At 68.5% G+C, this 24,704-nt stretch carries 20 protein-coding genes; 13 read left to right on the top strand and 7 right to left on the bottom strand.

The features are described 5' to 3' along the window. The first annotated feature begins 3 nt into the window (after window positions 1-3). The 5 genes from N4261_RS17825 to N4261_RS17805 all read left to right on the top strand — a co-directional run bounded on the left by N4261_RS17825 (window position 4) and on the right by N4261_RS17805 (window position 5,108). Window positions 4-1,065 carry a flagellar basal body P-ring protein FlgI gene (locus tag N4261_RS17825; protein WP_290428865.1) on the top strand — a complete coding sequence of 354 codons (1,062 nt, stop codon included), beginning with the start codon at window positions 4-6 and terminating at the stop codon, window positions 1,063-1,065. A 16-nt stretch (window positions 1,066-1,081) separates the two neighbouring features. After that, a complete protein-coding gene (locus N4261_RS17820; RefSeq protein ID WP_261756620.1) occupies window positions 1,082-1,450 on the top strand; it encodes a flagellar biosynthesis protein FlgJ in 369 nt (122 codons plus the stop codon). 49 nt (window positions 1,451-1,499) lie between these two features. Beyond that, on the top strand, window positions 1,500-2,867 hold the full coding sequence (gene flgK / locus N4261_RS17815) for a flagellar hook-associated protein FlgK (protein ID WP_261756619.1): 1,368 nt from the start codon (window positions 1,500-1,502) through the stop codon (window positions 2,865-2,867). Window positions 2,868-2,954: 87 nt separating this feature from the next. Next, window positions 2,955-3,836 (top strand): flagellar hook-associated protein FlgL, encoded by an 882-nt coding sequence (flgL, locus tag N4261_RS17810; RefSeq protein WP_261756618.1) that lies wholly within the window; start codon window positions 2,955-2,957, stop codon window positions 3,834-3,836. Between the two features lie 42 nt (window positions 3,837-3,878). Continuing rightward, a complete protein-coding gene (locus N4261_RS17805; RefSeq protein ID WP_261756617.1) occupies window positions 3,879-5,108 on the top strand; it encodes a hypothetical protein in 1,230 nt (409 codons plus the stop codon). Window positions 5,109-5,232: 124 nt separating this feature from the next. Here N4261_RS17805 and N4261_RS26090 read toward each other — a convergent pair whose 3' ends face one another. Then, window positions 5,233-6,162, bottom strand: a complete 930-nt coding sequence (locus N4261_RS26090) for a response regulator (RefSeq protein WP_435531946.1) — start codon at window positions 6,160-6,162, stop codon at window positions 5,233-5,235. 1 nt (window position 6,163) lies between these two features. Continuing rightward, window positions 6,164-7,555 (bottom strand): ATP-binding protein, encoded by a 1,392-nt coding sequence (locus tag N4261_RS17790; RefSeq protein WP_261756616.1) that lies wholly within the window; start codon window positions 7,553-7,555, stop codon window positions 6,164-6,166. A gap of 117 nt (window positions 7,556-7,672) precedes the next feature. Here N4261_RS17790 and N4261_RS17785 point away from each other — a divergent pair, with 117 nt between their 5' ends. From N4261_RS17785 to N4261_RS17775, 3 genes are read left to right on the top strand one after another with little or no spacing between them, the layout of a single operon-like run. Beyond that, window positions 7,673-8,947, top strand: a complete 1,275-nt coding sequence (locus N4261_RS17785; RefSeq protein ID WP_261756615.1) for an efflux RND transporter periplasmic adaptor subunit — start codon at window positions 7,673-7,675, stop codon at window positions 8,945-8,947. After that, window positions 8,947-12,111 (top strand): efflux RND transporter permease subunit, encoded by a 3,165-nt coding sequence (locus N4261_RS17780; protein WP_261756614.1) that lies wholly within the window; start codon window positions 8,947-8,949, stop codon window positions 12,109-12,111. Before N4261_RS17785 ends, N4261_RS17780 begins: the two co-directional genes overlap by 1 nt. Window positions 12,112-12,140: 29 nt before the next feature. Next, window positions 12,141-13,826, top strand: coding sequence for an efflux transporter outer membrane subunit (locus N4261_RS17775; protein ID WP_261756613.1), 1,686 nt, complete (start codon window positions 12,141-12,143; stop codon window positions 13,824-13,826). 182 nt (window positions 13,827-14,008) lie between these two features. Here the strand turns inward: N4261_RS17775 and N4261_RS17770 are convergent, their stop codons facing one another. Beyond that, window positions 14,009-15,682, bottom strand: a complete 1,674-nt coding sequence (locus N4261_RS17770; protein ID WP_261756612.1) for a hypothetical protein — start codon at window positions 15,680-15,682, stop codon at window positions 14,009-14,011. A gap of 306 nt (window positions 15,683-15,988) precedes the next feature. Here N4261_RS17770 and N4261_RS17765 point away from each other — a divergent pair, with 306 nt between their 5' ends. From N4261_RS17765 to upp, 3 genes are all read left to right on the top strand, one after another. Next, the gene (locus tag N4261_RS17765) at window positions 15,989-16,753 is read left to right on the top strand and encodes an acetyltransferase domain-containing protein (protein ID WP_261756611.1); all 765 of its coding nucleotides are present in this window, start codon (window positions 15,989-15,991) and stop codon (window positions 16,751-16,753) included. A 16-nt stretch (window positions 16,754-16,769) separates the two neighbouring features. Then, a complete protein-coding gene (gene rlmB / locus N4261_RS17760; protein ID WP_261756610.1) occupies window positions 16,770-17,570 on the top strand; it encodes a 23S rRNA (guanosine(2251)-2'-O)-methyltransferase RlmB in 801 nt (266 codons plus the stop codon). A gap of 65 nt (window positions 17,571-17,635) precedes the next feature. Next, a complete protein-coding gene (gene upp / locus N4261_RS17755) occupies window positions 17,636-18,268 on the top strand; it encodes a uracil phosphoribosyltransferase (RefSeq protein ID WP_261756609.1) in 633 nt (210 codons plus the stop codon). 221 nt (window positions 18,269-18,489) lie between these two features. Here upp and N4261_RS17750 read toward each other — a convergent pair whose 3' ends face one another. Genes N4261_RS17750 through N4261_RS17740 form a run of 3 tightly spaced genes read right to left on the bottom strand, consistent with a single transcriptional unit; the run spans window position 18,490 to window position 20,716 of the window. Next, the gene (locus tag N4261_RS17750; RefSeq protein ID WP_261756608.1) at window positions 18,490-19,050 is read right to left on the bottom strand and encodes a chromate transporter; all 561 of its coding nucleotides are present in this window, start codon (window positions 19,048-19,050) and stop codon (window positions 18,490-18,492) included. Continuing rightward, entirely contained in the window at window positions 19,047-19,706 is a 660-nt protein-coding gene (locus tag N4261_RS17745; RefSeq protein ID WP_435532073.1) for a chromate transporter, read from the bottom strand. The genes N4261_RS17750 and N4261_RS17745 overlap by 4 nt, the downstream gene beginning before the upstream one ends. A 2-nt stretch (window positions 19,707-19,708) precedes the next feature. Next, on the bottom strand, window positions 19,709-20,716 hold the full coding sequence (locus N4261_RS17740) for a D-2-hydroxyacid dehydrogenase family protein (RefSeq protein WP_261756607.1): 1,008 nt from the start codon (window positions 20,714-20,716) through the stop codon (window positions 19,709-19,711). A gap of 135 nt (window positions 20,717-20,851) precedes the next feature. Here N4261_RS17740 and N4261_RS17735 point away from each other — a divergent pair, with 135 nt between their 5' ends. Further along, window positions 20,852-21,352, top strand: coding sequence for a DUF1993 domain-containing protein (locus N4261_RS17735; RefSeq protein WP_261756606.1), 501 nt, complete (start codon window positions 20,852-20,854; stop codon window positions 21,350-21,352). A 278-nt stretch (window positions 21,353-21,630) separates the two neighbouring features. Here N4261_RS17735 and N4261_RS17730 read toward each other — a convergent pair whose 3' ends face one another. Beyond that, window positions 21,631-22,260, bottom strand: coding sequence for a hypothetical protein (locus N4261_RS17730; RefSeq protein WP_261756605.1), 630 nt, complete (start codon window positions 22,258-22,260; stop codon window positions 21,631-21,633). A 479-nt stretch (window positions 22,261-22,739) separates the two neighbouring features. Here N4261_RS17730 and N4261_RS17725 point away from each other — a divergent pair, with 479 nt between their 5' ends. Continuing rightward, window positions 22,740-24,698: an O-linked N-acetylglucosamine transferase, SPINDLY family protein gene (locus N4261_RS17725; protein ID WP_261756604.1), complete on the top strand. Its 1,959-nt coding sequence runs from the start codon at window positions 22,740-22,742 to the stop codon at window positions 24,696-24,698. Window positions 24,699-24,704 lie beyond the last annotated feature (6 nt).

Here is a 24,704-nt window from a genome sequence, read left to right as displayed (position 1 = left end):
TCGATGTTGCCGACGGCGCAGGCCGCCCAATCGCTGCGTCAGCTGGTGGATGTGGAAGGCGTGCGCGAGAACCAGTTGCTGGGCTACGGCCTGGTGGTGGGCCTGAACGGCAGCGGCGACAGCACGCAGGTGAAGTTTGCCGGCCAGTCGGTCGGCAACCTGCTCAAGCAGTTCGGTGTGAAGCTGCCGGAGAAAACCGAGGCGAAGTCCCGCAATGTGGCGGCGGTGATGGTGAGCGCGAGTTTCCCCAGTGGTTATCGGCGCGGCCAGACCATCGATGTGACGGTGTCCTCGCTCGGTGATGCCAAGAGCCTGCGGGGCGGCACGCTGCTGCTGACCGAGCTGCATGCGGTCGATGGCGAGGTCTATGCCCTGGCCCAGGGCAACCTGGTGGTCACCGGACTGAATGCGCAAGGGCAGAGCGGCTCCAGCGTCACAGTGAACACGCCCACCACCGGCCGTGTGCCGAACGGTGCCAGCATCGAGCGCGAGATCGGCACCGATTTCGACACCCGCCCGGAGGTGGTGCTCAACCTGCGGCGCCCCAGCTTCCAGACCGCGACCGAGATCGTCGAGGCGGTGAACCGCCGCTTCGGCGTGGACACCGCCACCACCCGCGACGGCACCAGCGTGGCGGTGCGGGCGCCAGCCCAGCCGACCCAGCGCGTCGCCTTTGTCGCGCAGCTGGAGGCGCTCTCCATCGAGGCTGCACCGGCCCTGCCACGGGTGATCTTCAACTCCCGCACCGGCACGGTCGTCATCGCCGACGGCGTGAAGGTGCGCGCTGCAGCGGTCTCTCACGGCTCCTTGAAGGTGGTGATCAGCGAGAACCCGCAGGTCAGCCAGCCCAATGCCTTCAGCCAGGGCCGCACCCAGGTCGTGCCCCAATCGCAGTTGCGGGTGGACCAGGGCGACGGCCGGATGTTCCGCTGGCCGGCGGGCACCTCGCTGCAGGCCATCGTCGACATGGTCAACAGCATCGGCGCCAATCCGGACGATCTGATGGCGATCCTGCAGGCGCTGGACCAGGCCGGCGCGATCGAAGGCGAACTTCAGGTGATCTGACCCGGAAGACCCCACGATGATTGAGCTTCACACCCCCCAGCCGCTGCCGCTGGACGCCGGCACCGAGCCCGATGCCCGCATCACGGCGCGGGCCACCGAGGCGGCCGTCAAGTTCGAGGCCTTCTTCATCAAGCAGATGATCAGCCAGATGCGCGCCGGCACACGGGCGCTGGCGGATGAGGACAGCGCCGAGCAAAAGCGGGTCAACCAGGACATGCTGGATCTGGCCGACGGTCTGGTGGCGGATGCGCTGGCCCAGCAGCGGGCCTTCGGCATTGCCGACCTGATGCTTCAGCAGGTCTTGCCGTCGGTCGGTTTAAGTTCTGCGTCGGCCGGGTCGCCTTCTCCGAAGGACAGCGGTGCGGAGCGGCCCTCCGCCCGCTGAACCGGCGCCAGCCGCCCGCCTTGTTCATTTCGCACTCACCCTCCCGACCATGAGCCTCCTCCTGAACGGACTCACCGGCGCACTGGCCGCCCAGGCGGCGCTGGGCGCCACCAGCCAGAACGTCGCCAATGCGATGACGCCCGGCTACACCCGCCAGGGCGTGTTGCTGGGCTCGCTGCAGACGCCGCAGGGTGGCGCCGGCGTGCAGGTCAGCGCCTTGCTGCGCTTTTCCGACGGCTACAAGAACCTGCAGCTGTGGCAGGCCACCAGCCAGCTCGGGCAGTACAGCGCCGGACAGGCCTACCTGACGCAGCTTGAACAGGTGATGTCGGACGACACGTCCAACATCAACCAGGGCGTGGACCAGTTCTTCGCGGCGCTCAACGCGGTCAGCGTCCAGCCGGAATCGGGCCCGCTGCGCGAGGCGGTGATCACCGCCGCCGATGCGTTGGTCAAGCGCTTCGACAGCCTGCAGCAGCTGTTCGCCAACCAGCAGACCGCCATCGCCAACCAGCGCGAGGGCGTGATCGGCCAGGCGAACGCGTTGACCCAGGACATCGCACTGCTGAACAAGCAGATCACCTCCGGCCGCAGCGCCGGGGTCAGCGACGCCGGCTTGCAGGATGCGCGCGACGAGAAGATCAAGGCGCTGTCCGCGCTGGTCGGTGTGCAGGTGGTCGAGACGCCCGATGGCGCGAAGAGCGTGTCGCTGCGCGGCGGCCAGCCGCTGGTGGTGGGCGCCGACGCCGCCACCCTGGCCACCGACGGCGCCCAGTCGCTCAAGATCCAGTTTGCGAGCACCTCGTTCAAGCTGTCCGACGTGGGCCTGGGCGGGCAGCTCGGCGGCCTGGCCGACCTGCAGCAACAGATCCTGGCGCCGATACAGACCACGGTGGCGGAACTGGCGACTGGCATCGGCAATGCGGTCAACACCCAGTTGGCCGCCGGCTTCGCGCCGCCCGCCGCCACCCCGGGTCAGCCGCTGTTCGACACCACCGGCGGCCGGCTCACACTGACCAACCTGCGCGCGGCGGACCTGGCGTTCTCCAGCAGCCCGACCATCAGCGGCGACAGCGGCAACCTCACCGCGCTGGTGGCCCTGAAGAACAAACCGCTGACCCTGACCACCTTCGACACCCAGGGCCGTGTCACCGGCACCGCCAATGTGGTGATGGGCGATGCGTTCACCCAGCTGGTCGGCAAGCTGGGCGTGGCCAGCAGCCTCAACCAGGCGTCCCAGTCGACCGCCACCACGGTGCGCGATCAGGCCGAGGAAAACTGGAAGTCCAGCAGCGGCGTCAATTCGGATGAAGAGGCCATCAGCCTGATGCAGTACCAGCAGATGTACCAGGCCAACATGAAGGTGGTGGCGGTGGCCAATCAGCTGTTCGACAGCACCTTGGCCATGCTCGGCTGATCGGGCCCAACGCCATTTCCCATCGGACCTGCCGGCCGCCCCGTGCGCGACGGCCGGTCCAGTCCCTCCGCTTTCAGGACACCCGCCATGCGCATCGCCAGCAACCAATATCACACCACGATGAACAGTGCGCTGCAGGCCGCCAACGAGGGCCTGACGCATGTGATGCAGCAGATGGCCTCGGGCCAGCGGGTGCTCAAGCCGTCGGACGACAGCATCGCCTCGCTGCGTCTGGCCCGGCTTTCGCGCGACGAGGCCTCGCTGGGTCAGTACCGCGACAACATCGGCGCGCTGCAGAGCCGGCTCAAGGCCAGCGAGGTCACGCTGGACAGCATGCAGGAGGACCTGCAGGCGGTGCGCGACCTGCTGGTCTGGGCGGCCGACGCGGGCAACACCGGCGATGACCTCAATGCCATGTCCGGCTCGATGAAGACCTTGCACGACAGCCTGCTCTACCTGGCCAACAGCAAGAATGCCGAGGGCCGCTATCTGTTCTCCGGCACCGCCAGCGATCAGCCGGTGGTCGATGCGGCCTATGCCTACCAAGGCAACACCCAGACCCAGCAGGTGGCCGTGGCCGACAACATGACGGTGCCGGCCAATGTGACCCTGGAGACCATGGCGGGCTTCCTGCAGCAGTTCAACACCCTGACCGGTCAGCTCGCCGTGCCCGGCGTCACCGCCGACGGCGTGCATGCCGATGTCGAGGCGATGCTCGCCAGCCTGGACCAGACCCTGGGGGCGGTGGCCGGCAAGATCGGCCAGCTCGGCGGACGGCAGAACATCCTGCAGACGCTGGACAGCAACCAGGCCTCGGTGAGCCTGTCCAACCAGCAGAGCGCGCTGAAACTGGGCCAGATCGACTACGGCGAGGCCGCGACCCGTCTCAACAGCTACACCCTGGCGCTGCAGGCCACCCAGAAGGCCTATGCCAAGGTGAGTTCGCTGAGCCTGTTCAATGCGATCTGATCGCCACGCTGCCCGATCGATGGCCTGTCCTGCTTCGCCGCCATGCTGACCACCACCCCTTCGCTGATCACCGCGCCCACCCAGCGCGCCAGCCTCGCGGCGAGCGCCGACGCGCTGGCACCGGTGCCACGCCGCAGCGCCGGCGCGCAGGGCTTCTCGCTCGGCGCCACCGGCCACGGTGCCGCTGCGGACCCGGGATCGGCGCGCACCGTGGCGAGCCGCGCCGATGCCGCTGGGTCGACGGCGCTGCGATCGGCCACGGCGGGATCGGTGGCGCGCGAGCCCGGCGCACAGCAGCAGGTCGGCCGGCTGCAGCAGGGGCTGGACTATCTGGACCGGCTGGCGGTGTCGGTGCAGCAACTCAAGAGCGGTCTGAGCGACACCCTGGCGCGTCGGGCGACGCCGTCGGCCCTGCTGAACGATCAGGTCGCGCAGTTGCGCCAGCTCTGGTCGCAACGGGCCACCGACGCCGGAGGGCGGGTGGATGGCGACCTGCAGGCCACGGCCGATGTCGACAGCACGGCCCGACAGCGCTTCAAGCTGCGCGGCCTGGACCTGGCGGTCCTGACCCAGGGCGGTCGCGAAACCTTGCGGCTGCAAGTGCCGGGCCAGCGCAGCCAGGCCACCACAGCCGGGGCACCAGGGACCAGCACCCCGCCGATCACCGTGGCGGTGACCTTGGATGGCGAAGGCACACCGGCGCAGTTGCGAGCGCTCAGCCAGGCGCTGGCGCCCACCGGGCTGACGGTGCAGGTGCAGGGCCCGGAGGTGGTTTTCAGCGTGGTCGAATCCCAATGGCCCGCGCTGCGTGATGGCCTGACCCTGCGCGGCGAGGGCAAGCGCTTTCCCAGCGGTCAGCCGGTGCGCGCCTGGCTGGAGCCGTCACCGCAGGCGCTGCAGCCGGACCGCTGGCAGTTGCAGGACGCGGACGGCCAACGCCAGGCCTTGGGCCAATTGCTCCAGGCCCAGCCCAAGCTCGCGAAGGCGCGGGCGCAACTGAGCGGGCAACTGCAGGCTGCTGCGGAGCGGGGCCGGAGCGACGGCGCTCCGTCCTCGGACGCCATGACGGCATCGACGACCGGATCAGCGGTCAGCGTGATCGCCGACGCGGCATCGACGCCGGCCCGCGCCATGACGGGTCCAGAGGCGGCGGTGTTGGTGAGCCAGTTGGACGAGGCCATGGGCGCTGCCGACTTCACCAGCCTGGGCAGCTTGCTGCCGGCGGTGCGCGGTCTGCATCGGCAGCGGGTCCAGCAACTGCTGTCGACCTGACGCCTGCCCGTGCAGGATCGAGCGCAGCGCTCAACCTGATGGCAATGGCGATGCCGATGCCGATGCCGATGGCGCTGGCCGATGCGCCGTCACGCCTCCCGAGTGACGATCGCCGAGCAGCGCGTCAGGCGTCGAACCGATAACCCACCCCATAGATCGACCGGATGCGGTCGCTCCCCGCGCCGGCCCGTTCCAGCTTGCGGCGCAGGTTCTTGATGTGGCTGTCCACCGCGCGATCGGTGACCTCCCGGCCGTCGACATGCAGCAGATCCAGCAGTTGCATCCGTGCATAGACCCGACCCGGTTGCGAGGCCAGGATGTGCAGCAGCCGGAACTCGATCGGCGTGAGGTCCAACGGCTGACCGCGCCAGGTGGCGCTCCAGCCGGGCTCGTCGATGCGCAGGCCGTCGTCCATGGCCCCGTCGCGCGATGCAGCGGCCCCTGCCACCTGAGCGGCTGGGGGGGCGCTATTCGAGGTGGCGGCGCCGGACGACGATCCCCCGAGGGAGGAAGCCGTGGCCGTCCCCGAGGCGGCCGCGCCTGCTGCGCTGGCCGGCGCAGCGCCGGCCGCCGCAGCGGCCGCCACCGCGTCCTGGGTCGCGCGGGCACGACGCAGGGCTGCCTTGACCCGCGCCATCACTTCCCGTGGGCTGAAAGGGTTCTTCGGGATGTAGTCGTCCGCGCCGAGCTCCAGGCCGGCCAGCCGGTCCGACTCTTCGGCGCGAGCGGTGAGCATGAGGATGGGCACCGCGCTCAGCGCCCGCAGCTCGCGGCACAGCGTGAGCCCATCGACGCCGGGCAGCATCAGGTCCAGCAGGATGAGGTCGTGCTGGCGTGCGGCGAAGGCCGGCAGCACCTCACGGCCATCGGCCACCCATTCGGGCTCATGGCCGGCGGCGCGCAGGTAGTCGGCCAGCAGGGCGGCGAGCTTGGGCTCGTCCTCGACCACCAGCACCCGCGCCGGCCCGGGCTCCATCGGCAGGCGCGCCGGCAGCCCCGTGGAGGATGATGCCGAAGGCGACGGCGACGGCGATGGCGAAGGCGATGGCGACATGTCAGTCATGGATCGGCAACGCCAGCCGCAGCCACAGCCCGCCCAGCGGCGAGTGCAGCGCCTCGATGCGTCCTTCGTGCGCCTCGGCAATGCGCTGGCAGATCGACAGGCCCAGGCCGGACCCGCCACTGCGCCGGCTGCGGGAGGGCTCGACCCGATAGAACCGTTCAAACAGCCGGGGCAGGTGCTCGCCGTCCACACCGGGCGCGGTGTCCTGCACATTCACCACCGCATGTCGTCCCTGGCGGCGCGCGCTGATCTGCAGTTCGCCGCCGGCCTCGGTGTAGCGGCAGCTGTTCTCGATCAGGTTGCCCAGCAGCTGACGCAGCCGGCGTTCATCGCCAAAGACCGTCAGCGCCTCGTCCGGGAGGTCCAGCCGCAGCCGCAGGCCGCTGCTGTGGAGCCGCTCGCCGAAGGCGGCCGCGGTGATGCCGATCAGCTCGCGCAGGTCCACCGGCGCCTTGCGGTAGGCCAGGGCGCCCACATCCGCCAGCGACAGTTCATGCAGATCGTCCACCAGCTTGTGCAGGATGCCGACCTCGCCGCGCAGCGAGCGCAGCGCCTGCGCATCCAGCCGGCGCAAGCCGTCCTCCAGCGCTTCCAGCTCGCCGTTGAGCACGCCCAGCGGCGTGCGCAGCTCATGCGAGACATCGGCCATGAACTCCCGCCGCATCGCCTCGTTGCGTTGCAGCGTGAGCGCCAGCTGGTTGAAGTCGTGGGCCAGCCGGGCGATGTCGTCGTCGCCGCCGGCCTCCGGCACGCGGACCTCGAAATCGCCTGCCGCCAGCCGGTGGGTGGCCGCGGCCACGCGTCGCACCGGGCGCAGCAGCCGGCGCGTGGCCCAGAAGGCCACACCGCCGGCCAGCAACACCGCCGCGGCGCCGACGATCCAGGCCGAGCGCAGTTGCGCGTCATAAAAATGCTTTTCGGCGCCGGGACTGACCGACTCGATCGGCGTCAGCGCCAGCCAGCCGACCGTCAGCCCGTCGACGATGATGGGACGCTCCACCGCCCGTTCCGACGGGCCCGCATAGCCGGCGATCCGCTCCCGGTTCTCGTCGAAGAGGGTGAAGCGGCGTGTCGCTCCGGTCAGGTCCGCCGGGCTGCGCTTGACCGCGCCCAGCTCGGCTTCCGGCACCAGCGGGCGCAGCAGCCGGCCCCACAGCTCGGGCTTTTCGCGCAGAAAGTCCCAGCTTTTGCCGTTTTCCCGGTAGCCGGCGGTCACGCTGGTGCGGGCCAGCTCCAGCCGGCTGACGGCCTGCTCGTTGAGATAACCGATGAAGTCCCGGCTCAGATTGATGTGCGAGAACACGCCCATGGCCAGCGCGACCGCCATGGCGGTGCTGAAGACGGCGGCGAACAGCCGGGCGGTGAGATTGAACTGGAGCTTCATCGGCGTGGGGGACGGCGGCGCATCATGACCGCCCGGCGCGGCCGGGATCAAGTGAAACCCGGCACGGAGGAGAGACCTTCAAGCTCTCTCCACATTCGCAGGTCAGGATGCGCGGCCATGCTGAAGATTCTCACACCCCGCGCCGCCGTCCGGACCTCGCTCTGGACCGTCCTGCCGCTCGCCGCCGTGCTGCTGACCGCCTGTTCCGACCGCAAACCCGATCCGCAGGCCGGCAAGGGCGCGCCGCCGGAAGTCGGGGTGGTGATCGTCAGCGCCCAGGATGCGCCGCTGTCCCTGGAGCTGCCGGGCCGGTTGTCCGCCAGCCAGGTGGCCGAGATCCGGCCCCAGGTCAGCGGGATCGTGCTCAAACGGCTGTTCACCGAAGGCTCGGTGGTGCGGGCCGGCCAGCCGCTCTATCAGCTGGACGCTGCCAGCTACGAGGCGGAACGGGCGCGCACCGCCGCCGCCCTGCAAAAGGCCGAGGCCCAGGCCGGCGTGGCCCGCACCCGTGCCGAACGGGATGCCGAACTGCTGAAGGCCGATGCCCTGAGCCGCCAGAGCGCCGACGACAGCGCCAGCGCGCTGCGCCAGGCGCAGGCCGATGTGGCCGTGGCCCGCGCCGCACTGGATGCGGCCCGCGTCCAACTGGACCGCACCCGCATCACCGCGCCGATCACCGGACGCATCGAGGTATCCACCGTGACTGCCGGCGCCTTGGTGACCGCCAACCAGACCCAGGTGCTGACGACGGTGCAGCAACTCGACCCGATGCATGTGGACATCGTCCAGAGCAGCGCCGAAATGCTGCAGCTGCGCCGCCAGCTCGACGGCGGCACCGGCAGTCGCCAGATCCGCCTGCTGCTGGAAGACGGCAGCGAGCATCCGCAAGCCGGCATGCTGCAGGTCAGCGGCGTGACGGTGGACCGCGGCACCGGCGCGGTGACGCTGCGCGCCACGGTGCCCAATCCCGCCGGCGCGCTGCTGCCCGGCATGGTGGTCCGGGCCCGGCTGCTGGCCGGTGTCGACAGCGATGCCATCCTGGTCCCGCAGCAGGGCGTGAGCCGGTCGCCGACCGGGGACGCGACCGCGCTGGTGGTGGGTGAAGGCAACAAGGCGGAAACCCGCCGGCTGGTGCTCAAGCGGGCGCTTGGCAACCAATGGCTGGTGGCCAGCGGCCTGAAGGTGGGCGACAAGCTGATCGTCGAAGGCCTGCAGCGGGTGCGCGCCAACCAGGTGGTGACGCCGGTGCCGGCCGGCGCCGCCAAGGGCAAGAAGGCGGGGGCCGGCGCAGCAGGGGCGGGCAACCCGGCGGCATCGGCCACGACCACGGACGCGTCGGCCAGTGCGCCGGCCAGTGCAGCGCCGACGTCCGGCACGGGCGGGAGCCGCTGATGGCCTCGTTTTTCATTGACCGGCCCATCTTCGCCTGGGTCATCGCCATCGTCATCATGCTGGCTGGCGCCGCGGCGGTGCTGGTGCTGCCGTTGGAGCGCTATCCGGACATCGCGCCGACACGAATTTCGATCAACACCAGCTATCCCGGCGCCTCGGCCAAGGCGATCGAGGACTCGGTCACCCAGGTGATCGAGCAGAACCTCAAGGGCATCGACGGGCTGTTCTCGATCGAGTCCTCCAGCAATGCCTCCGGCGGCGCCAGCACCCAGCTGAGCTTCGTGGCCGGCACCAATCCGGACCTGGCGCAGATGCAGGTCCAGAACAAGGTGTCGCAATCGCTGTCCCGGCTGCCGCAAGCGGTGCAGGCCCAGGGCGTGCGGGTGACCAAGGCGGGCTCCGAACCGCTGATGGTGGTGATGCTGACCAGCGACGACCCGGCCGTGACCTCGGCCGACCTGGGCGACTACCTGTCCAGCACGCTGCAGGACATCATCAGCCGCATTGAAGGGGTGGGCGACATCAACGTCTTCGGCTCCGGCTATGCGATGCGCATCTGGCTGGATCCGGCCAAGCTGCAGCGTTATGCGCTGGTGCCCGGCGATATCCGCAGTGCGCTGCAAGCGCAGAACACCGAGGTGTCCGCCGGCCAGCTCGGCGCGCAGCCGTCGCCGGAAGGCCAGCGGCTCACCGCCATCATCACTGCCCGCGCCAAGCTGCAGACGCCCGAGCAGTTCCGCAACATCGTGCTGCGGGTGCAGCCGGATGGTTCTGCGCTGCGACTCAAGGACGTCGCCCGGGTCGAGCTGGGCCGCGACAGCTACACCACCAATGTCCGCAGCAGCGGTGTGACCGCCGCGGGCATGGCCATTGTGCCGGCCAGCGGCGCGAATGCGCTCAAGACGGCCGAGCTGGTCAAGGCCAAGTTCGCCGAGCTGGAGCCGTTCTTCCCGGCCGGCATGAAGATCACCATCACCTACGACACGACGCCTTTCATCAGCGTCTCGATCGAAGGCGTGGTGCACACCCTGATCGAGGCGATGGTGCTGGTGGTGGCCATCATGTACCTGTTCATGCAGAACCTGCGCGCCACGCTGGTGCCCGCCATCGCCGTGCCGGTGGTGTTGCTGGGCACCTTCGGTGTGCTGGCGGTGGCCGGTTATTCGATCAATTCGCTGACGATGTTCGGCCTGGTGCTGGCCATCGGCCTGTTGGTGGACGATGCGATCGTCGTGGTGGAGAACGTCGAGCGGCTGATGCGCGAGGAAGGCATGAGCCCGCGCGATGCCACCCGGGCCAGCATGAAGGAGATCAGCGGTGCGCTGGTCGGCATTGCGGTGGTGCTGTCGGCGGTGTTCATCCCGATGGCCTTCTTCGGCGGCTCCACCGGCATCATCTACCGGCAGTTCTCGATCACCGTGGTCAGCGCCATGGTGCTGTCGGTGCTGGTGGCGATGAGCCTGTCCCCGGCGCTGTGCGCCACGCTGCTCAAGCCGGTGCATCAAGGCGAGCATGCGGCCCACGGCGGGCCGTTCGGCAAGCAGCTGGACTGGTTCTTCGGCGGCTTCAATCGCCAGTTCGAGCGCTTCACCACCCGCTACGAGGGCCGGGTGCGCTGGCTCACGGCGCGCGGCATCCGCAGCTTCGTGGTGTATCTGCTGCTGATCGTCGGCCTGGCCTTGCTCTACCGCACGCTGCCGACCTCCTTCCTGCCCGATGAGGATCAGGGCAGCCTGCAGATCCAGGTCCGCATGGCCCCGGGCGCGACCGCCGAACGCATGGAGGCGGTGGCCCAGAGCATCGAAGGCTATCTGGCCGAGCAAAAGGAAGTGCGTTTCTACAACCTGGTGCGCGGCGCCAACGGCGACCAGGGCTCCGGCCAGGGCTTCATCCGCCTGAGCGACTGGAAGGACCGGCCCTCGAAGAACCAGGGCGCCGGCGCGCTGGCCGAGCGCTTCAGCCGCGAGCTGGGCAAGCGGGTGCGTGATGCCAATGTCTATGTGGTGCAGCCGCCGACGGTGCGCGGCCTGGGCGGCAGCGCCGGCATCCAGTTGTTCCTGCAGGATCTGGGCGGCGTGGGTTCGGAAGCGCTGATTGCCGCGCGTGATCAGCTGATCGATGCAGCGAACCGGCATCCCGAACTCAGCCGCGCCCGCACCAACAGCCTGACCGAAACGCCGCAACTGCAGATCGACATCGACGATCACAAGGCCGGCACGCTGGGCGTCTCGACCACCACGATCAACGACACCCTGTCGATCGCGCTGGGCAGCAGCTATGTGAACGACTTCATCGATCGCGGCCGCGTCAAGCGGGTGCTGGTGCAGGGCGAGGGCGCCTACCGGGCGGATCCGGATGCCTTGCGCTACTGGTATGTGCGCAATGCCAGTGGCGAGATGGTGTCGTTCAACGCCTTTGCCAAGGCGACCTGGATGAACGGGCCGCGTCAGCTGGTGCGCTACAACGGCAGCGCCGCCTATGAAATCCAGGCCGATGTGGCGCCGGGCGTGAGCTCCGGCGCGGCGATGGCGGCCATGGAGGAGATCCTGCGCGACATGCCCAAGGGCATTGGCTTCGAATGGTCGGGCCGCAGCTATCAGGAGCGGCTCTCCGGCGATCAGGCGCCGCTGCTGTATGCGGTGTCGGTGCTGTTCATCTTCCTGTGTCTGGCAGCCTTGTATGAGAGCTGGTCGGTGCCGTTCAGCGTGATGCTGGTGGTGCCGCTGGGCATCATCGGTGCGCTGGCGGCCAGCCACCTGGGCGGGCAGATGAACGACGTGTTCTTCCAGGTCGGCCTGCTGACCACGGTGGGCCTGTCAGCGAAGAACGCGATCCTGATCGTGGAATTTGCCGAGACCTTGCGAGGGCAGGGCCTGAGTCTGCTGGAGGCCACACTCAAGGCCAGCCGGCAGCGCTTGCGGCCGATCCTGATGACCTCGCTGGCCTTCATGATGGGCGTGCTGCCCCTGGCGTTTGCCAGCGGCGCGGGCTCGGGGTCGCAGCGCGCCATCGGCGTGGGCGTGCTGGGCGGCATGGCCAGCGCCACGCTGCTGGGCATCTTCTTCGTGCCGCTGTTCTATCTGTGGGTCAAGCAGCGCTTCACCCGCCAAGCGAAACCGCCGCAAGACCCGGCACCGGAAGCGAAGGCGGAGGTGCAGGCATGAGCGTCGATCGCATGAAGAAGGAGACGTGCATGGCCTCCTCGGCTTTGCGCACGAGCGTGGCGCCGGAAGCGCTGCCCGACCGCGATGGCAGGTTGTATGGCAGGTTGAATTGCACCTTGAATGACACGGTGAATGGCACGGTGAATGGCACGGTGAATGGGGCGACGCGTCGCGCGACGCCCACGATCGCTCCCCCTGCGATGCGAGCGCGTCTGGCTGCAGCCACCACCCTGCTGGGGGCGGCGCTGTTGTCGGCTTGCGGCAGTCTGGTGCCGGCCACTGAGACGCCTCGTCCGCCGCTTCGGCAGGACTTCCGTGTGGGCGACCTGGCGCCGGCGGCATCGGCGGCATCGGCCACGGTGACGGGCGCGGCTTCGGCGCCTTCCGCATCTGCACCTTCACCTTTGCCTGCACCTGCACCTGCACCTGCAGGCACCAACGCCGGAACGGCCGCCGCACATGAATGGCGCGGCTTCTTTGCCGACGGGCGGCTGGATCAAGTGGTCGCCATGGCCCTGAGCCAGAACCGCAGCCTGCAGGCGAGCGCGGCAGCGGTTGAGCGGGTGCGGGCGCAATACCGGATTGCGGCGGCGGATCGGCTGCCGGAGCTGAGCGTGGGCGCCTCCGCCACCCGCCAGCGCACGATCAACGGCGAGGGCGCGACGACGACCTACGGCGTCAACCTCGGGCTGGCCAGCTATGAGATCGATCTGTTCAACCGGCTGGGCAGCCTGGAAGGCGCGGCGCTTGCGCGCTTCCTCGCCGAGCAGGAAACCCAGCGCAGTGCGCGGCTGAGCCTGGTGGCCGAAGTGGCCAATGCCTGGCTGTCGCTGGCGGCGGAGCGGCAGCGCTTGACGCTGTCGCAGTCGTTGCTGGAGAGCCAGCAGCGCACCTTGTCGCTGGCGGAGCGGCAGTATCAGCTGGGCGCGGCCTCCGGTCTGGAGCGAGCCCGGGCGCGTACCGCGTTCGAAGCCGCCCGGGGCGATGCAGCCCGCAGCGCCAGTGCGGTGGCCCAGGCGCGGCTGCAGTTGGAACTGCTGACCGGCCAACCGGTGCCCGAGGACTGGTTGCCCAGCGCGCAGGACACCCAGGACGTCACCGCACTGCCGGCGATCCCGGCGGGCTTGCCGGCGGATGTGCTGCTGCAGCGGCCCGATCTGCGTGCGGCCGAGCAGCGGCTGCAGGCGGCGGCCTTCGACGTCGGCGCCGCTCGTGCGGCGCGGTTCCCGCGCCTGTCCCTGACGGCCAGCGCCGGCACCCGCAGTCCGGATTTGGACGGTCTGTTCAAGAGCGGCAGCGGCGTCTGGAGCCTGGTGCCCCAGATCGACCTGCCGCTGTTTGACGGCGGCGCACGCCGCGCGCAGGTGGAGGTCAGCGAGGCGACGCGTCGCGAGGTGCTGGCCAACTATGAGTCCACGCTGCAATCGGCCTTCCGCGAAGTGGCAGATGCGCTGGCCGTGCGCGACCGCCTGGCCGAACGGCTCGACGCGCAGCAGGCGCAGGTAGAGGCCGCGCGGGAATCGCTGCGGATGGCGGAGAGCAGCTATCGCCTGGGCGGCAGCAGCCAGCTGGAGCTGCTGGATGCGCAGCGCGCGCTGGCCACGGCCCAGCAGGGGCTGGTGACGCTGCGCCAGACGGAGCAGGCCAACCGTGTCGCGTTGCTGCGGGCGCTGGGGGGGCGCTGGGCGGCGCAAGGTGCAGCGCCAGAACGCTGAGCCAGAACGCTGAGCCAGAACGCTGAGTTCGGAGGGCCGCCCCAGCGGCACTCGGCGTCCCTCGGTGTGCGGTGAGGGGCGGGTGCGGGATCCTAGATGCGTCTGACGGCGGCGCTGTCCGTCGGCCACGAGTCGGCGAATCGGGCCTGTCGCGTTGCACGCAGGCCCGATTCGTCCGAGGGTTACAGATCGGCGACGAAGTCGTCGATCTGGTAGGGCACGCAGACCGTGTGTGTCTTGAGCTTGCTTGAGCTCAACGACATGACGAGTGTCGTCAGCACCGAATCCTGCCGGCAGTTCCCGCGCTCCAGACTCCCCAGTCGGTTCGGTGGGAGGTTCAACCGCGCCACCATGTCCACCGTGTTCTGCGAGGGGACCAGCGCGTCGGTGGTGAAGTGGTAGAGCGAGACGCGGGCGTTGGGCAGGTCGTAGCGCTGAGTGCCGCTCGCCAGGCTGTTCAGCCCGAACTGGGCCATCAGGTCGGGGTGCTTGCCGTCCTTGTAGTCCTGCAGGAAGCTCGGCAGCAGGCTGCCGTCCGCCGCAAAGACCTTGGCAGGATCGAATTTGAAGTTCTGATAGGCGCTCACGCTTTCCATTGCCGAGCGGGTACGGCTGGCGACGAGGCTCAGGTCCTCGTCCCGCGAGTAGCCATCCCGTGCGGCGCCGCCTACCGCGAGGATGTTCGAGTCAAACGTGTGGAACACATCGTAGGGCCCCTCCGCGGCGGACACCAGGCGCACATTGCTGTCTAGCGACAGGTGCGGCAAGGCCGCCACCGTGGTGAAACCACCCTCCGAGGCACCGAGGATGCGCAGGTCCCGACCCAGCTCGGCCTTGAGTTGCTGCCGGAAGTACTCGCGGGCCGCGCGCAGCATGTTCTGCGTGTGCTCCGCCGCCTGCGAGGCGACGAGATAGGCCTGCGGCAGGGATTTTGTGTCGCCCATGCCGATCAGGTCCGGCGCGATGAAGACATGGCCCTTGCCTGCCGCCAGCAAGCCGAGCACGGTCAGGATGTGCGCACCCGATGACGGCGCGTCGCCGTCGTTGTCACTGGCGCCGCGCTGCCCGATGACCATCGGCAGGCCGTTGTAATCGACCGCCGGTCCGGTGCCGTCCTGTGCCGGATACACCAACAGGCCGCTGAGGGTGACCGGTGCCCCGATGGCGTTGCTGCTGCGATAGGTCAGCTTGCTCACTCGCGCACCGAAGCGGGCATTCGGGCTGGCGAGATGCTTGAGCTCCACCTTCAACAGCGTTTCGAGCACCGCCCGTTCGATGGCCTGGCCCTTGGTCAGGTCATCGGCGACGACATCCAGTATCCCGTTGATATCGCCCGAGCCGACGCGTGCGGAGGCGGGCAGGCGCGGGAGGCGCAGGGGTTGGTCCTCGACGGCCACCAGGTTGCCCCGTCGCTCCGTACCGGTCTTGAAGAACGAGATGGTCTGGCCGGCCAGCAGCAGGCCGTACTGCGCGTTGGGGGCCAGGTCGGCGACAGGCTCCAGGGTCAATCTGCCGGCGACGCCGCCTCGGGGATGTGCCCACTCATTGGCGGCGACGACGCGTGTCGGCAAGGTGGCGTGGGTGGCATCCTGCAACGTCATCCGGTTGCAGACATCGAGGTTGGGCGCCGAGTAGTTCACCGTGAGCAGGGGATTGATGAAGGCGTTGGTCACCGACACCGTGGGCGTGACCGAGATCACCTTGCAGTCGGTGCCCTCCGAAGGGACCACCACGAACGGCGGCGTCGGCGCGGGATCGGGCTTGTCGTTGCCCCAGAAGCACGCGGTGAGCAGGAAAGGCAGGCCCAACAGCAGTGGCACAGCGCGTGGCAGGCGAAACGTGGCGGTCGTGAACATGACGATGCGTGGTGTAGCGGAAAGCCAGCATCTTCAGTGGCGACCAGCGCTGTACGCCATTGCTGCGGCTTGCTTCGCAAGCCTGGCGCCTGACTGAAACTGATTGGGATACTGCGTTCAATTGCCTCCCGGCCGTGCCACGTCGTTTCTCGCAAGACAACCTCCCCCCTCAATCAGGTGTTCCGCGCCAGGTTGGCATCGCTTGCGGGACGAGCCGTCATGGTTCGGGGAGGGCGCCTTCTGTAGACTGCGTTCCCGATGACTCTGCCGGCCCGTCCACCTCATTCGCCCCGTTCCGCGGTTGCCTTGCCCGACGTCGCCGATCCTCCGGTGGACGATCCGGTCCCGACGCCCCGCTATGACCGCCTCGACGCCTTGCGTGGCTTCGCCATGGTGTGGATGACGGTCTTCCATTTCTGCTTCGACCTGTCTTATTTCAGGCTGATCCACCAGGATTTCTACCGCGACCCGACCTGGACCTGGCAGCGCAGTGCGATCGTCAGCCTGTTCCTGCTGTGCGCGGGGATGGGCCAGGCGGTGGCCTTGGCACAGGGCCAGAGCGCGGAGCGCTTCTGGCGCCGCTGGGGTCAGATCATGGGTTGCGCGCTGCTGGTGTCGCTGGGCTCGTGGTTCATGTTCCCGCGCTCCTTCATCAGCTTCGGCGTGCTGCACGGCATGGCGATGATGCTGATCCTGGTGCGCTTCGGCCTGGGCCGGCTGCCCCGGCCGTGGCTGTGGCTGCTGGGGCTGATCGCCATCCTGCTGCCGTTGGTGATCGCCAATCCGTTCTTCGACACCCGCACCACCAACTGGGTGGGCCTGGTGACCCGCAAGCCGCTGACCGAAGACTATGTCCCGCTGCTGCCCTGGCTGGGTCCGATGCTCTTCGGATGCGCGCTGGCGCAGACCGATGTAGTGCGCGCCTGGCTGCGGCGCCCGCTGCCGGCCGGCCTGCGTCCGGTGCTGCGTCCGCTGGCGCTGCTGGGGCAGTGGTCGCTGTCGTATTACATGGTGCATCAGCCGATCTTGATCGGGGCACTGATGGGCGCGCAGTGGCTGGGCTGGTTCTGAGGCGACAATCCGGCGCATGAGCGCTCCCTCCAAGAAATCCAGTCCCGCCGTCGATGCCGGCGGCCCGTCGACCGGCAAGACCCAGATCCTGTTCGGTTTCCATGCCGTCACCGTGCGGCTCAAGACCGCGCCGTCGTCGGTGCAGGAAATCCTGTTCGACGCCACCCGACGAGACCAGCGCATGAAGGGTTTCCTCGAAAAGGCCGAGGCCGCCGGGGCCAAGCTGGTCGAGAGCGACGACGACCGCCTGCTCAAGCTCTGCGGCACCCATCGCCACCAGGGCGTGGTGGCCCGGGTGCGGCCGGTGGCGCAGCATCACTCGCTGGACGATGTGCTGGATGCGGTGGAAGGCCCGCCGCTGGTGCTGGTGCTGGACGGCGTGACCGATCCGCACAACCTCGGCGCCTGCCTGCGGGTGGCCGACGGTGCTGGCGCCCACGCGGTGGTGGCGCCCAAGGACCATGCGGTCGGCCTGAATGCCACCGTGGCCAAGGTGGCCAGCGGTGCGGCCGAGACCGTGCCCTACCTGATGGTCACCAACCTCGCGCGCACCCTCAATGAGCTCAAGGAGCGCGACATCTGGGTGATCGGCACCTCGGACCAGGCGGAGAAGACACTGTATGACCTGGACCTGACCGGCCCGGTCGCGCTGGTGCTGGGCGCCGAAGGCGACGGCATGCGTCAGCTCACCGCCAAGACCTGCGACGAACTGGTGCGCATCCCGATGCAGGGCGCGGTCGAGAGCCTGAATGTCTCGGTGGCCGCAGGCGTCTGCCTGTATGAGGCGCTGCGGCAGCGCAAGCCGGCCGCTGGCTGATAATCCGCGCGCGGCGGCCCGACGCCGCGCCCCCTCTCTTTTTCGCGTTCCCTCCGCCACCCGCCATGCCTGTCATCGAAGTCAAACATCCCCTGGTCAAGCACAAGATCGGCTTGATGCGGGAGGGCGACATGTCCACCAAGAAGTTCCGCGAGCTGACCGGCGAAGTCGCCCGGCTGCTGGCCTATGAGGCCACCGCCGACTTCCCGCTGGAAAAGACCACCATCGAAGGCTGGTGCGGTCCGGTGGAGATCGACCAGATCGCCGGCCGCAAGGTCACCGTGGTGCCGATCCTGCGGGCCGGTTTGGGCATGCTGGACGGCGTGCTGGACATGATGCCCAACGCCAAGGTGAGCGTGGTGGGCCTGGCGCGTGACCATGAGACCCTGCAGCCGGTGAACTACTTCGAGAAGTTCGTCGGCCAACTGGACCAGCGCACCGCACTGATCGTGGATCCGATGCTGGCGACCGCCGGTTCGATGATCGCGACCATCGAGTTGCTGAAGAAACGCGGCTGCAAGGACATCCGTGCGCTGGTGCTGGTGGCGGCGCCCGAAGGTGTGGCGGCGCTGACCAAGGCGCATCCGGAGGTCCGCTGCTGGACCGCCGCGATCGACTCCCACCTGAACGAGCACGGCTACATCATCCCGGGCCTGGGTGATGCCGGCGACAAGATCTTCGGCACCAAGGACGCGTGAGATCCACGAGGCCACGTTCGCGCTGAAACGCAAAACGGGACGCCCAGGCGTCCCGTTTTTTCGTGCGGCGGCGGTCTGGTGTGCGTCCGCCACACAGGCTGCGTTGCGTGGGTACCCTCCGCTTTCCGGCCGCTTTCCGGCCGCTTTCCGACCGTTCTCCCACCGTGCGCTGGCCGCTCTAGTGCCGCTCTACCGCCGCTCTCTCCCGCTGTTTGCCGGCGTCAGACGATACCGAGCGCCCCCAGCACGCCGCCGCCCAGCACCATCCAGACGATGCCCAGCCGGGTCCGCAGGGTGAGGAACAGCGTAGCGGCGATCAGCGCGAGCGTGGCCCAGCGGTGGTCCGGCTCTGCCACATAGGGCGCGGCCAGCAGCCATCCGGTGGCCACCATCAGGCCCAGGGTCAGCGGCGTCATGCCCACGGTGAAGGCCCGCACGCCGATGTGCTGGCGGTTCTTGCGCGCCCAGCGGGTGGCGGCCAGCACCAGGGTGGTGGAGGGCAGCATCATGCCGAACATCGCCGCCGCTGCGCCGATCAGGCCGGACACATTGAAGCCCAGCACCGCCACGAACAGGATGTTGGGCCCCGGCGCCGCCTGGGCCAGCGCGATCGAGTTGGTGAAGCTGTGGTCGGTCAGCCAGTGGCGTTCGTCGACCAGGTAGCGGTGCATGTCCGGCGCGGTGGTGATGCCGCCGCCGATCGACAGCAGCGACAGCGTCACGAAATGCAGCGTCAACGCGCCCAGCTCCGGCCAGGTGAGGCTGCCCATCAGCAGGTTCATGGGGCGCGGCTCCGCTTCAGCGCGATCAAGGCCAGGGTCATGCCCAGGCCGCCCACGCTCAGCACGATCCAGAACAGCGGCAGCTTCAGCCAGACCGTGGCCCCGAAGACCAGAGCGGCCAGGACGGCGCCCGGCCAGAAGCCGACCGGGTTCTGGCGCAGTGAGGGCAGCAGCTTCAGCCCGGTCGCGAGGATCAGTCCTGCAGAGACCGCCCCCATGCCGCGCAGCGCGCCGCTCATCTGCGGCGAGGCCAGCCAGGTGGTGGACAGGGCGGCCAGCACCAGGACCACCACCGACGGAAACGCCAGCATGCCCGCCAGCGCCACCATGGCGCCGCGCAGGCCGAAGAAGCGGTCGCCGATCATCAGCGACAGGTTCACGATGTTGGGACCCGGCAGCACCTGGGCCACGGCCAGGGTCTCGACGAATTCCTCGCGGCTCATCCAGCCCAGCCGTTCCACCAGTTCACGTTGGGCAACGGCCAGCACGCCGCCGAAGCCCTGCAACGCCAGCCAGGTGAAGGCCCAGAAGAGGACGGAGAGGCTCTCCGGCCGGGGCGGCGCGGGCGGTCCGTCGTCAGGGGCGGTCGGGGGTGGTGCGGGTGAGGCCAGTGCGGGGGGCGGGACATCCGGCGCCGTGGAGGGCGACGGTGCCAGGTTCACCGCAGCACCTTGAGGGCGTCCGGGTTGACGATGTTGGAGGGTTTGCCGGCGATGTAGTTCAGCACGTTGTCGAACGCGGCGTCGAAGTACATCTGGTAGCTGTCCTGCTCCACATAACCAATGTGCGGTGTGCAGACCGCGTTTTCCAGCCGCAGCAGCGGATGGCCCTGCAGGATGGGTTCGCTTTCGAAGACATCGACTGCTGCCATGCCGGGTCGGCCGCGGTTGAGGCCGGAGACCAGGGCGCCATCGGCCACCAGCTCGGCGCGCGAGGTGTTGACGAACAGCGAGGTCGGCTTCATGCGGGCCAGGTCCTCGGCGGTGACGATGCCCAGGGTCTCTTCGGCCAGACGCAGGTGCAGCGACAGCACATCCGCCTGCTCGAAGAAGGCCTCCCGGCTCTCGGCAGCGGCATGGCCGTCCGCCTGGGCGCGCAGCCGGGCCGATTCGCTGCCCCAGACCAGCACCGACATGCCGAAGGCCTTGCCGTAGCCGGCCACCAGCGCACCGATCTTGCCGTAGCCCCAGATGCCCAGCGTCTTGCCGCGCAGCACCATGCCCAGGCCGAAGTTCGGTGGCATCGACGCCGACTTCAGGCCCGACTGCTGCCACACGCCGTGCTTGAGCGTGGAGATGTATTGCGGCAGCCGGCGCATGGCGGCCAGCACCAGCGCCCAGGTCAGCTCCGCCGGCGCATAAGGGGAGCCGCCGCCTTCGGCCACGGCAATCCCGAGTCGGGTGCAGGCGTCGAGGTCGATGTGCTTGCCGACCCGCCCGGTCTGGGCGATGAGCTTGAGTTTGGGGAGTTTTTCCAGCAGTTGACGCGGGAAGTGGGTGCGTTCGCGGATCGTGACCAGCACCTCGGCGTCCCGCAGCCGGATCGACAGCTGCCCGATGCCCTTGACGGTGTTGGTGAAGACCTTGGCGTTCAGCGCGTCCAGTTTGGCGGCGCAAGGGAGCTTGCGGACGGCGTCCTGGTAGTCGTCGAGGATGATGATGTTCATAGGCGTGCTGCTTCCATCCTAACCGCGTCGGCAGGCGCTCCCAAGGCCATCCCTGTCGCGCGATGCAACAGATGCGAACAACCGATAGCATCGCGGCCGCCCCAAGACCCCAAGTCCCTCGAAGGAGACCTCCCCATGGACCTGTACAACGCCACCGTTCCCGTCTTTGATCGCGTGCTTGCCAACATGCAGACCTGGATCGCCACCGCCCGCGACCACGCCAAGACCAAGGGTTTCGACGAATCCGTCTACCTGACGTTGCGTCTGGCGCCCGACATGCTGCCGCTGCCGCGTCAGATCCAGATCGCCAGTGATTCGGCCAAGGGCGCGATCGCCCGGCTGTCCGGTCAGGAGGTGCCGAGCTGGGCCGATACCGAGACCACGCTGGACGAACTGCTCGCCCGTCTGCAGAAGACCCGCGACTTCGTCACCGCGGCCAAGCCCGATCAGATCAACGGCAGCGAGACCCGTGAGGTCAGCGTGCCGCGTCGCGACAAGGAGCCGTTGACCTTCAAGGGCGAGGATTTCCTGCGCTTCTTCGCCACGCCCAATCTCTACTTCCACGCCACCACGCTGTATGCGCTGCTGCGCCATGCGGGCGTGCCGCTGGGCAAGATGGACTTCCTGGGACGCTGAGCCCACAGGCGCTGCATCGATGCAGCGTTACCGGCCGCCTCGCACGGGCCTCGGCCGGTCCAAGGCGACGATGCTGCGGTGCGGCGGTGCGGCGGTTCCGCGCCTTGGCGCGTCCGCGGTGCAGGGGCGCCATCGCACGACGACACGCCGGGCCGGCCCATCGCGGGCGGGCCCGAGGCCCGAGGCGGGACCGGCCGTGGGGCGGCTGACCGCGCGTCCCGGCGCCCGGCACCCGGGAAGGGCGGCCGCGCGGGAGCGGCAGGGTCGATCCGCGCTGATCAGCCCAGCAGGCGCAGCAGCCGCCCGCGTCGGCGGTCGAGCCGCGCATTGAGGTCAGCCAGCCGGCGGTCCGCTTCGCGCTGGTCATGCACCCGGGCGATCTCGGTGTAGATGCCGGTCCGCAAATGCCACAGGTCCTGCGGATGACGGGCATGGACGATGTGCTGGAGCAGTTGCTGCAGCCGCAGTCCGCTGACCACGTCGTCCGCCTCCTGGGCCGCCTCCACCAGATCCATCAGGCTGCCGCGGAAGGCCGAGCGCAGATCCGCCATCGCCCGTGCGCTGGCGCGGGGCCGATGACCTTCCCCCGGCCACAGCCGGATCAGGTTCTGCAGGATGGAATCGCCGCTTCGTCGTCGCGGCGGACGGCTGCCGTCGCGCCGGGCGGTCAGGCTAGACATCAGCCGTGAAGCCAGTCCGGTGGACGGCGCGGTGGACGAATTCGCCGCCCCGGGTGACAAGGCCGATTCCGGCGCTTGAGACGACAGGGACGCCGATCCCGCCGTGCCGGGATGCAGGGAGGTGGGGGCAGCGCCGGAAGCGATGGACGTCGGCGATGCCTGCGCCCATTCCAGCGAACTCGCCGGATGTGTTTCCTGCTCTTCCCAACGAGGCAGACTCGCGTTCATGGATGTCTTGCGTGTCATGGTTCGCGCGACCTCAACGGGTTCCTCGAACTTCTCTCTCGCGCGGTGTCCCGACTCGGTCGGTCAGGATCACGAGCTGATTCTGCGTAAGTAAGTGTTACGCAGATGCGGCAAAAAGGGGAGCCGTTGATCATTCTTTTTCTGCTCAAGTTGCTCGCGCATCTGCCGATAAAGGGCTGAATGAGGAGCGACCCGGCCTGGTCCGGCAGCGATGTCGTCGCGCCACAGTCGCTGGCCGGGGTGGCAGCGGCAGCGGCAGCGGCGATGTATGTACGGGTTAACCCTTGAATTGATTCATGACCGCTCCCTTCACAAAAGGACTGCAAACGTGGAAATGGCCGGTCCGCCACGGCCATTTGCCCCGATCCGGCCGAGGGTGAGCCGTTCACAATCTCGATAGGCGGTCGAATGGCGCGTGCTGACGGGGTCGGCGGCGTCTGACTGCAGTTCCGTCCTGCGCGGTGCGCTCGCATCCCGCCGCCGACGGCCTGATCCGACTTGCGCAACGCCCGGTCAACATGGACATCACCCAGCCCAGCATGCAGAACTTGAGCGTTCCCGCCCCGCTGGCTCCGGAATGGGAGCAGCTGTTGAGCCGCGCCCGTGACGGCAGCCTGCCGCTGCCCGAGCTGATGGACCGTGGCAATTTCTTCCAGGGCCAGAACCTGGGCGAAGCGGCGGCTCTTCTGTATGAGGTGTGGCTGGAGGCCGTCGGTCAGACTGGCCAGCAGCCAGCGGCGGCCCAACTGGTGGCCCTCTACAACTGGGGCACGGTGCTCGGCAACATCCAGCAGCATCAGCGGGCCGAGCAGGCCTACCTGCGGGCGCTGGCCATCAGCCCCAGCTTTGCCCAGGCGCGTCTGAACCTCGGCCATCAGCTGGAGCACCAGTCCCGGATCGAGGACGCGCTGGCCGCCTGGCGCGCGGTCTACGACAACGACCAGCCCATGGAAGCCCTGGGCGCCGATCTGCTGGGCCTGCGCACCCATGCCTTGAACAATGCGGCCCGCGTGCTGGAGCTGCAGCGGAGCTATGAGGAATCGGAAGCGCTGATGGTGCGCAGCCTGACCCTCAAGTCGGACCAGACCGACGTGATGCAGCATTACGTGCACATCCGTCAGAAGCAATGCAAGTGGCCGGTGTACCAGCCCTTCGGCGAGGTCACCCACAACCAGTTGCTGCTGGCCACCTCGCTGCTGGCCACGCTGAGCGCGACCGACGATCCGGCGCTGCAGATGGGCGCGGCCCAGCGCTTCGTCTATGAAAAGGTCAGCAAGCCGAAGGACGGGCCGCTGTGGCGCCATCCGGTGTCGGTGGCCGCGCGCCAGCAGGGCGACAAGATCAAGATCGGTTATTTGTCCGGCGACCTCTGCATGCATGCGGTCGGCCTGCTGACCGCCGAGCTGTATGAGCTGCATGACCGCAGCCGGTTCGAAATCCACGCCTTTTGCTGGAGCCGGGAGGACGGCACCTCGCTGCGCCGCCGCCTGCTGCAATCGATGGACAAGGTCTGGCGCATCAACGCGATGGACGATGCCACCGCCGCCAAGGTGATCGCGCAGACCGGGATCGATGTGCTGGTGGACCTGCAGGGCCTGACCAGCGGCGCCCGGCCCAACATCCTGGCGCATCGGCCGGCACCGGTGCAGGTGAGCTACCTCGGCCTGCCGGCGACCGCGCTGCTGCCGGGCGTGGACTGGATGCTGGCGGACCGCTTCGTCATGCCGCCCGAGTACCTGCCGTACTGCAGCGAGAAGCCGATCTACCTGCCGCATTGCTACCAGGTGAGCGATCGCCAGCGCGAGGTGGGCGCCACGCCTACCCGGGCCCAATACGGCCTGCCGGACGATGGTTTCGTCTTCTGCTCCTTCAACAACAACCACAAGATGAATGCCGAGATGTTCTCGGCCTGGATGCGCATCCTCTCGCGTGTGCCCAACAGCGTGTTGTGGCTGCTGGCGGACAACGAATGGGCCAAGGCCAACCTGCAGCGCGAAGCGCAGGCGGGTGGCGTGGATCCGGCCCGGCTGATCTTTGCGCCGCGGGTGGCGCCGCCGGACTATCTGGCACGCTTCCAGTTGCCCGACCTGGTGCTGGACACCTTCCCCTACAACGCCGGCACCACCGCCAGCGACTGCCTGTGGATGGGCACCCCGATCCTGACCCGCTCCGGCCGCAGCTACATCTCCCGCATGTGCGGCAGCCTGCTGACGGCGGTGGGCCTGCCGGACCTGATCACCTTCTCGCTGGAGGAATACGTCGAGCGGGCGGTGCAGATCGGCCTGAACCCCGGCCGCGCCCGGTCCTACAAGCGCTATCTGCGCGACGAGGGCCGCCACAGCCCACTTTTCGACGTCCCGCAGATGGTTCGTGACATTGAGCGCGAATTCGAGCAATTGGCACTCGCCCATCGGCAGTGATTGAGT

Origin of the sequence: Roseateles amylovorans (assembly GCF_025398155.2) — a bacterium.
GTDB classification, from domain to species: Bacteria; Pseudomonadota; Gammaproteobacteria; order Burkholderiales; family Burkholderiaceae_C; genus Roseateles; species Roseateles amylovorans.
The sequence above is the reverse complement of the archived record's forward strand: the minus strand, read 5'-3'. Positions and strand labels throughout refer to the sequence as shown.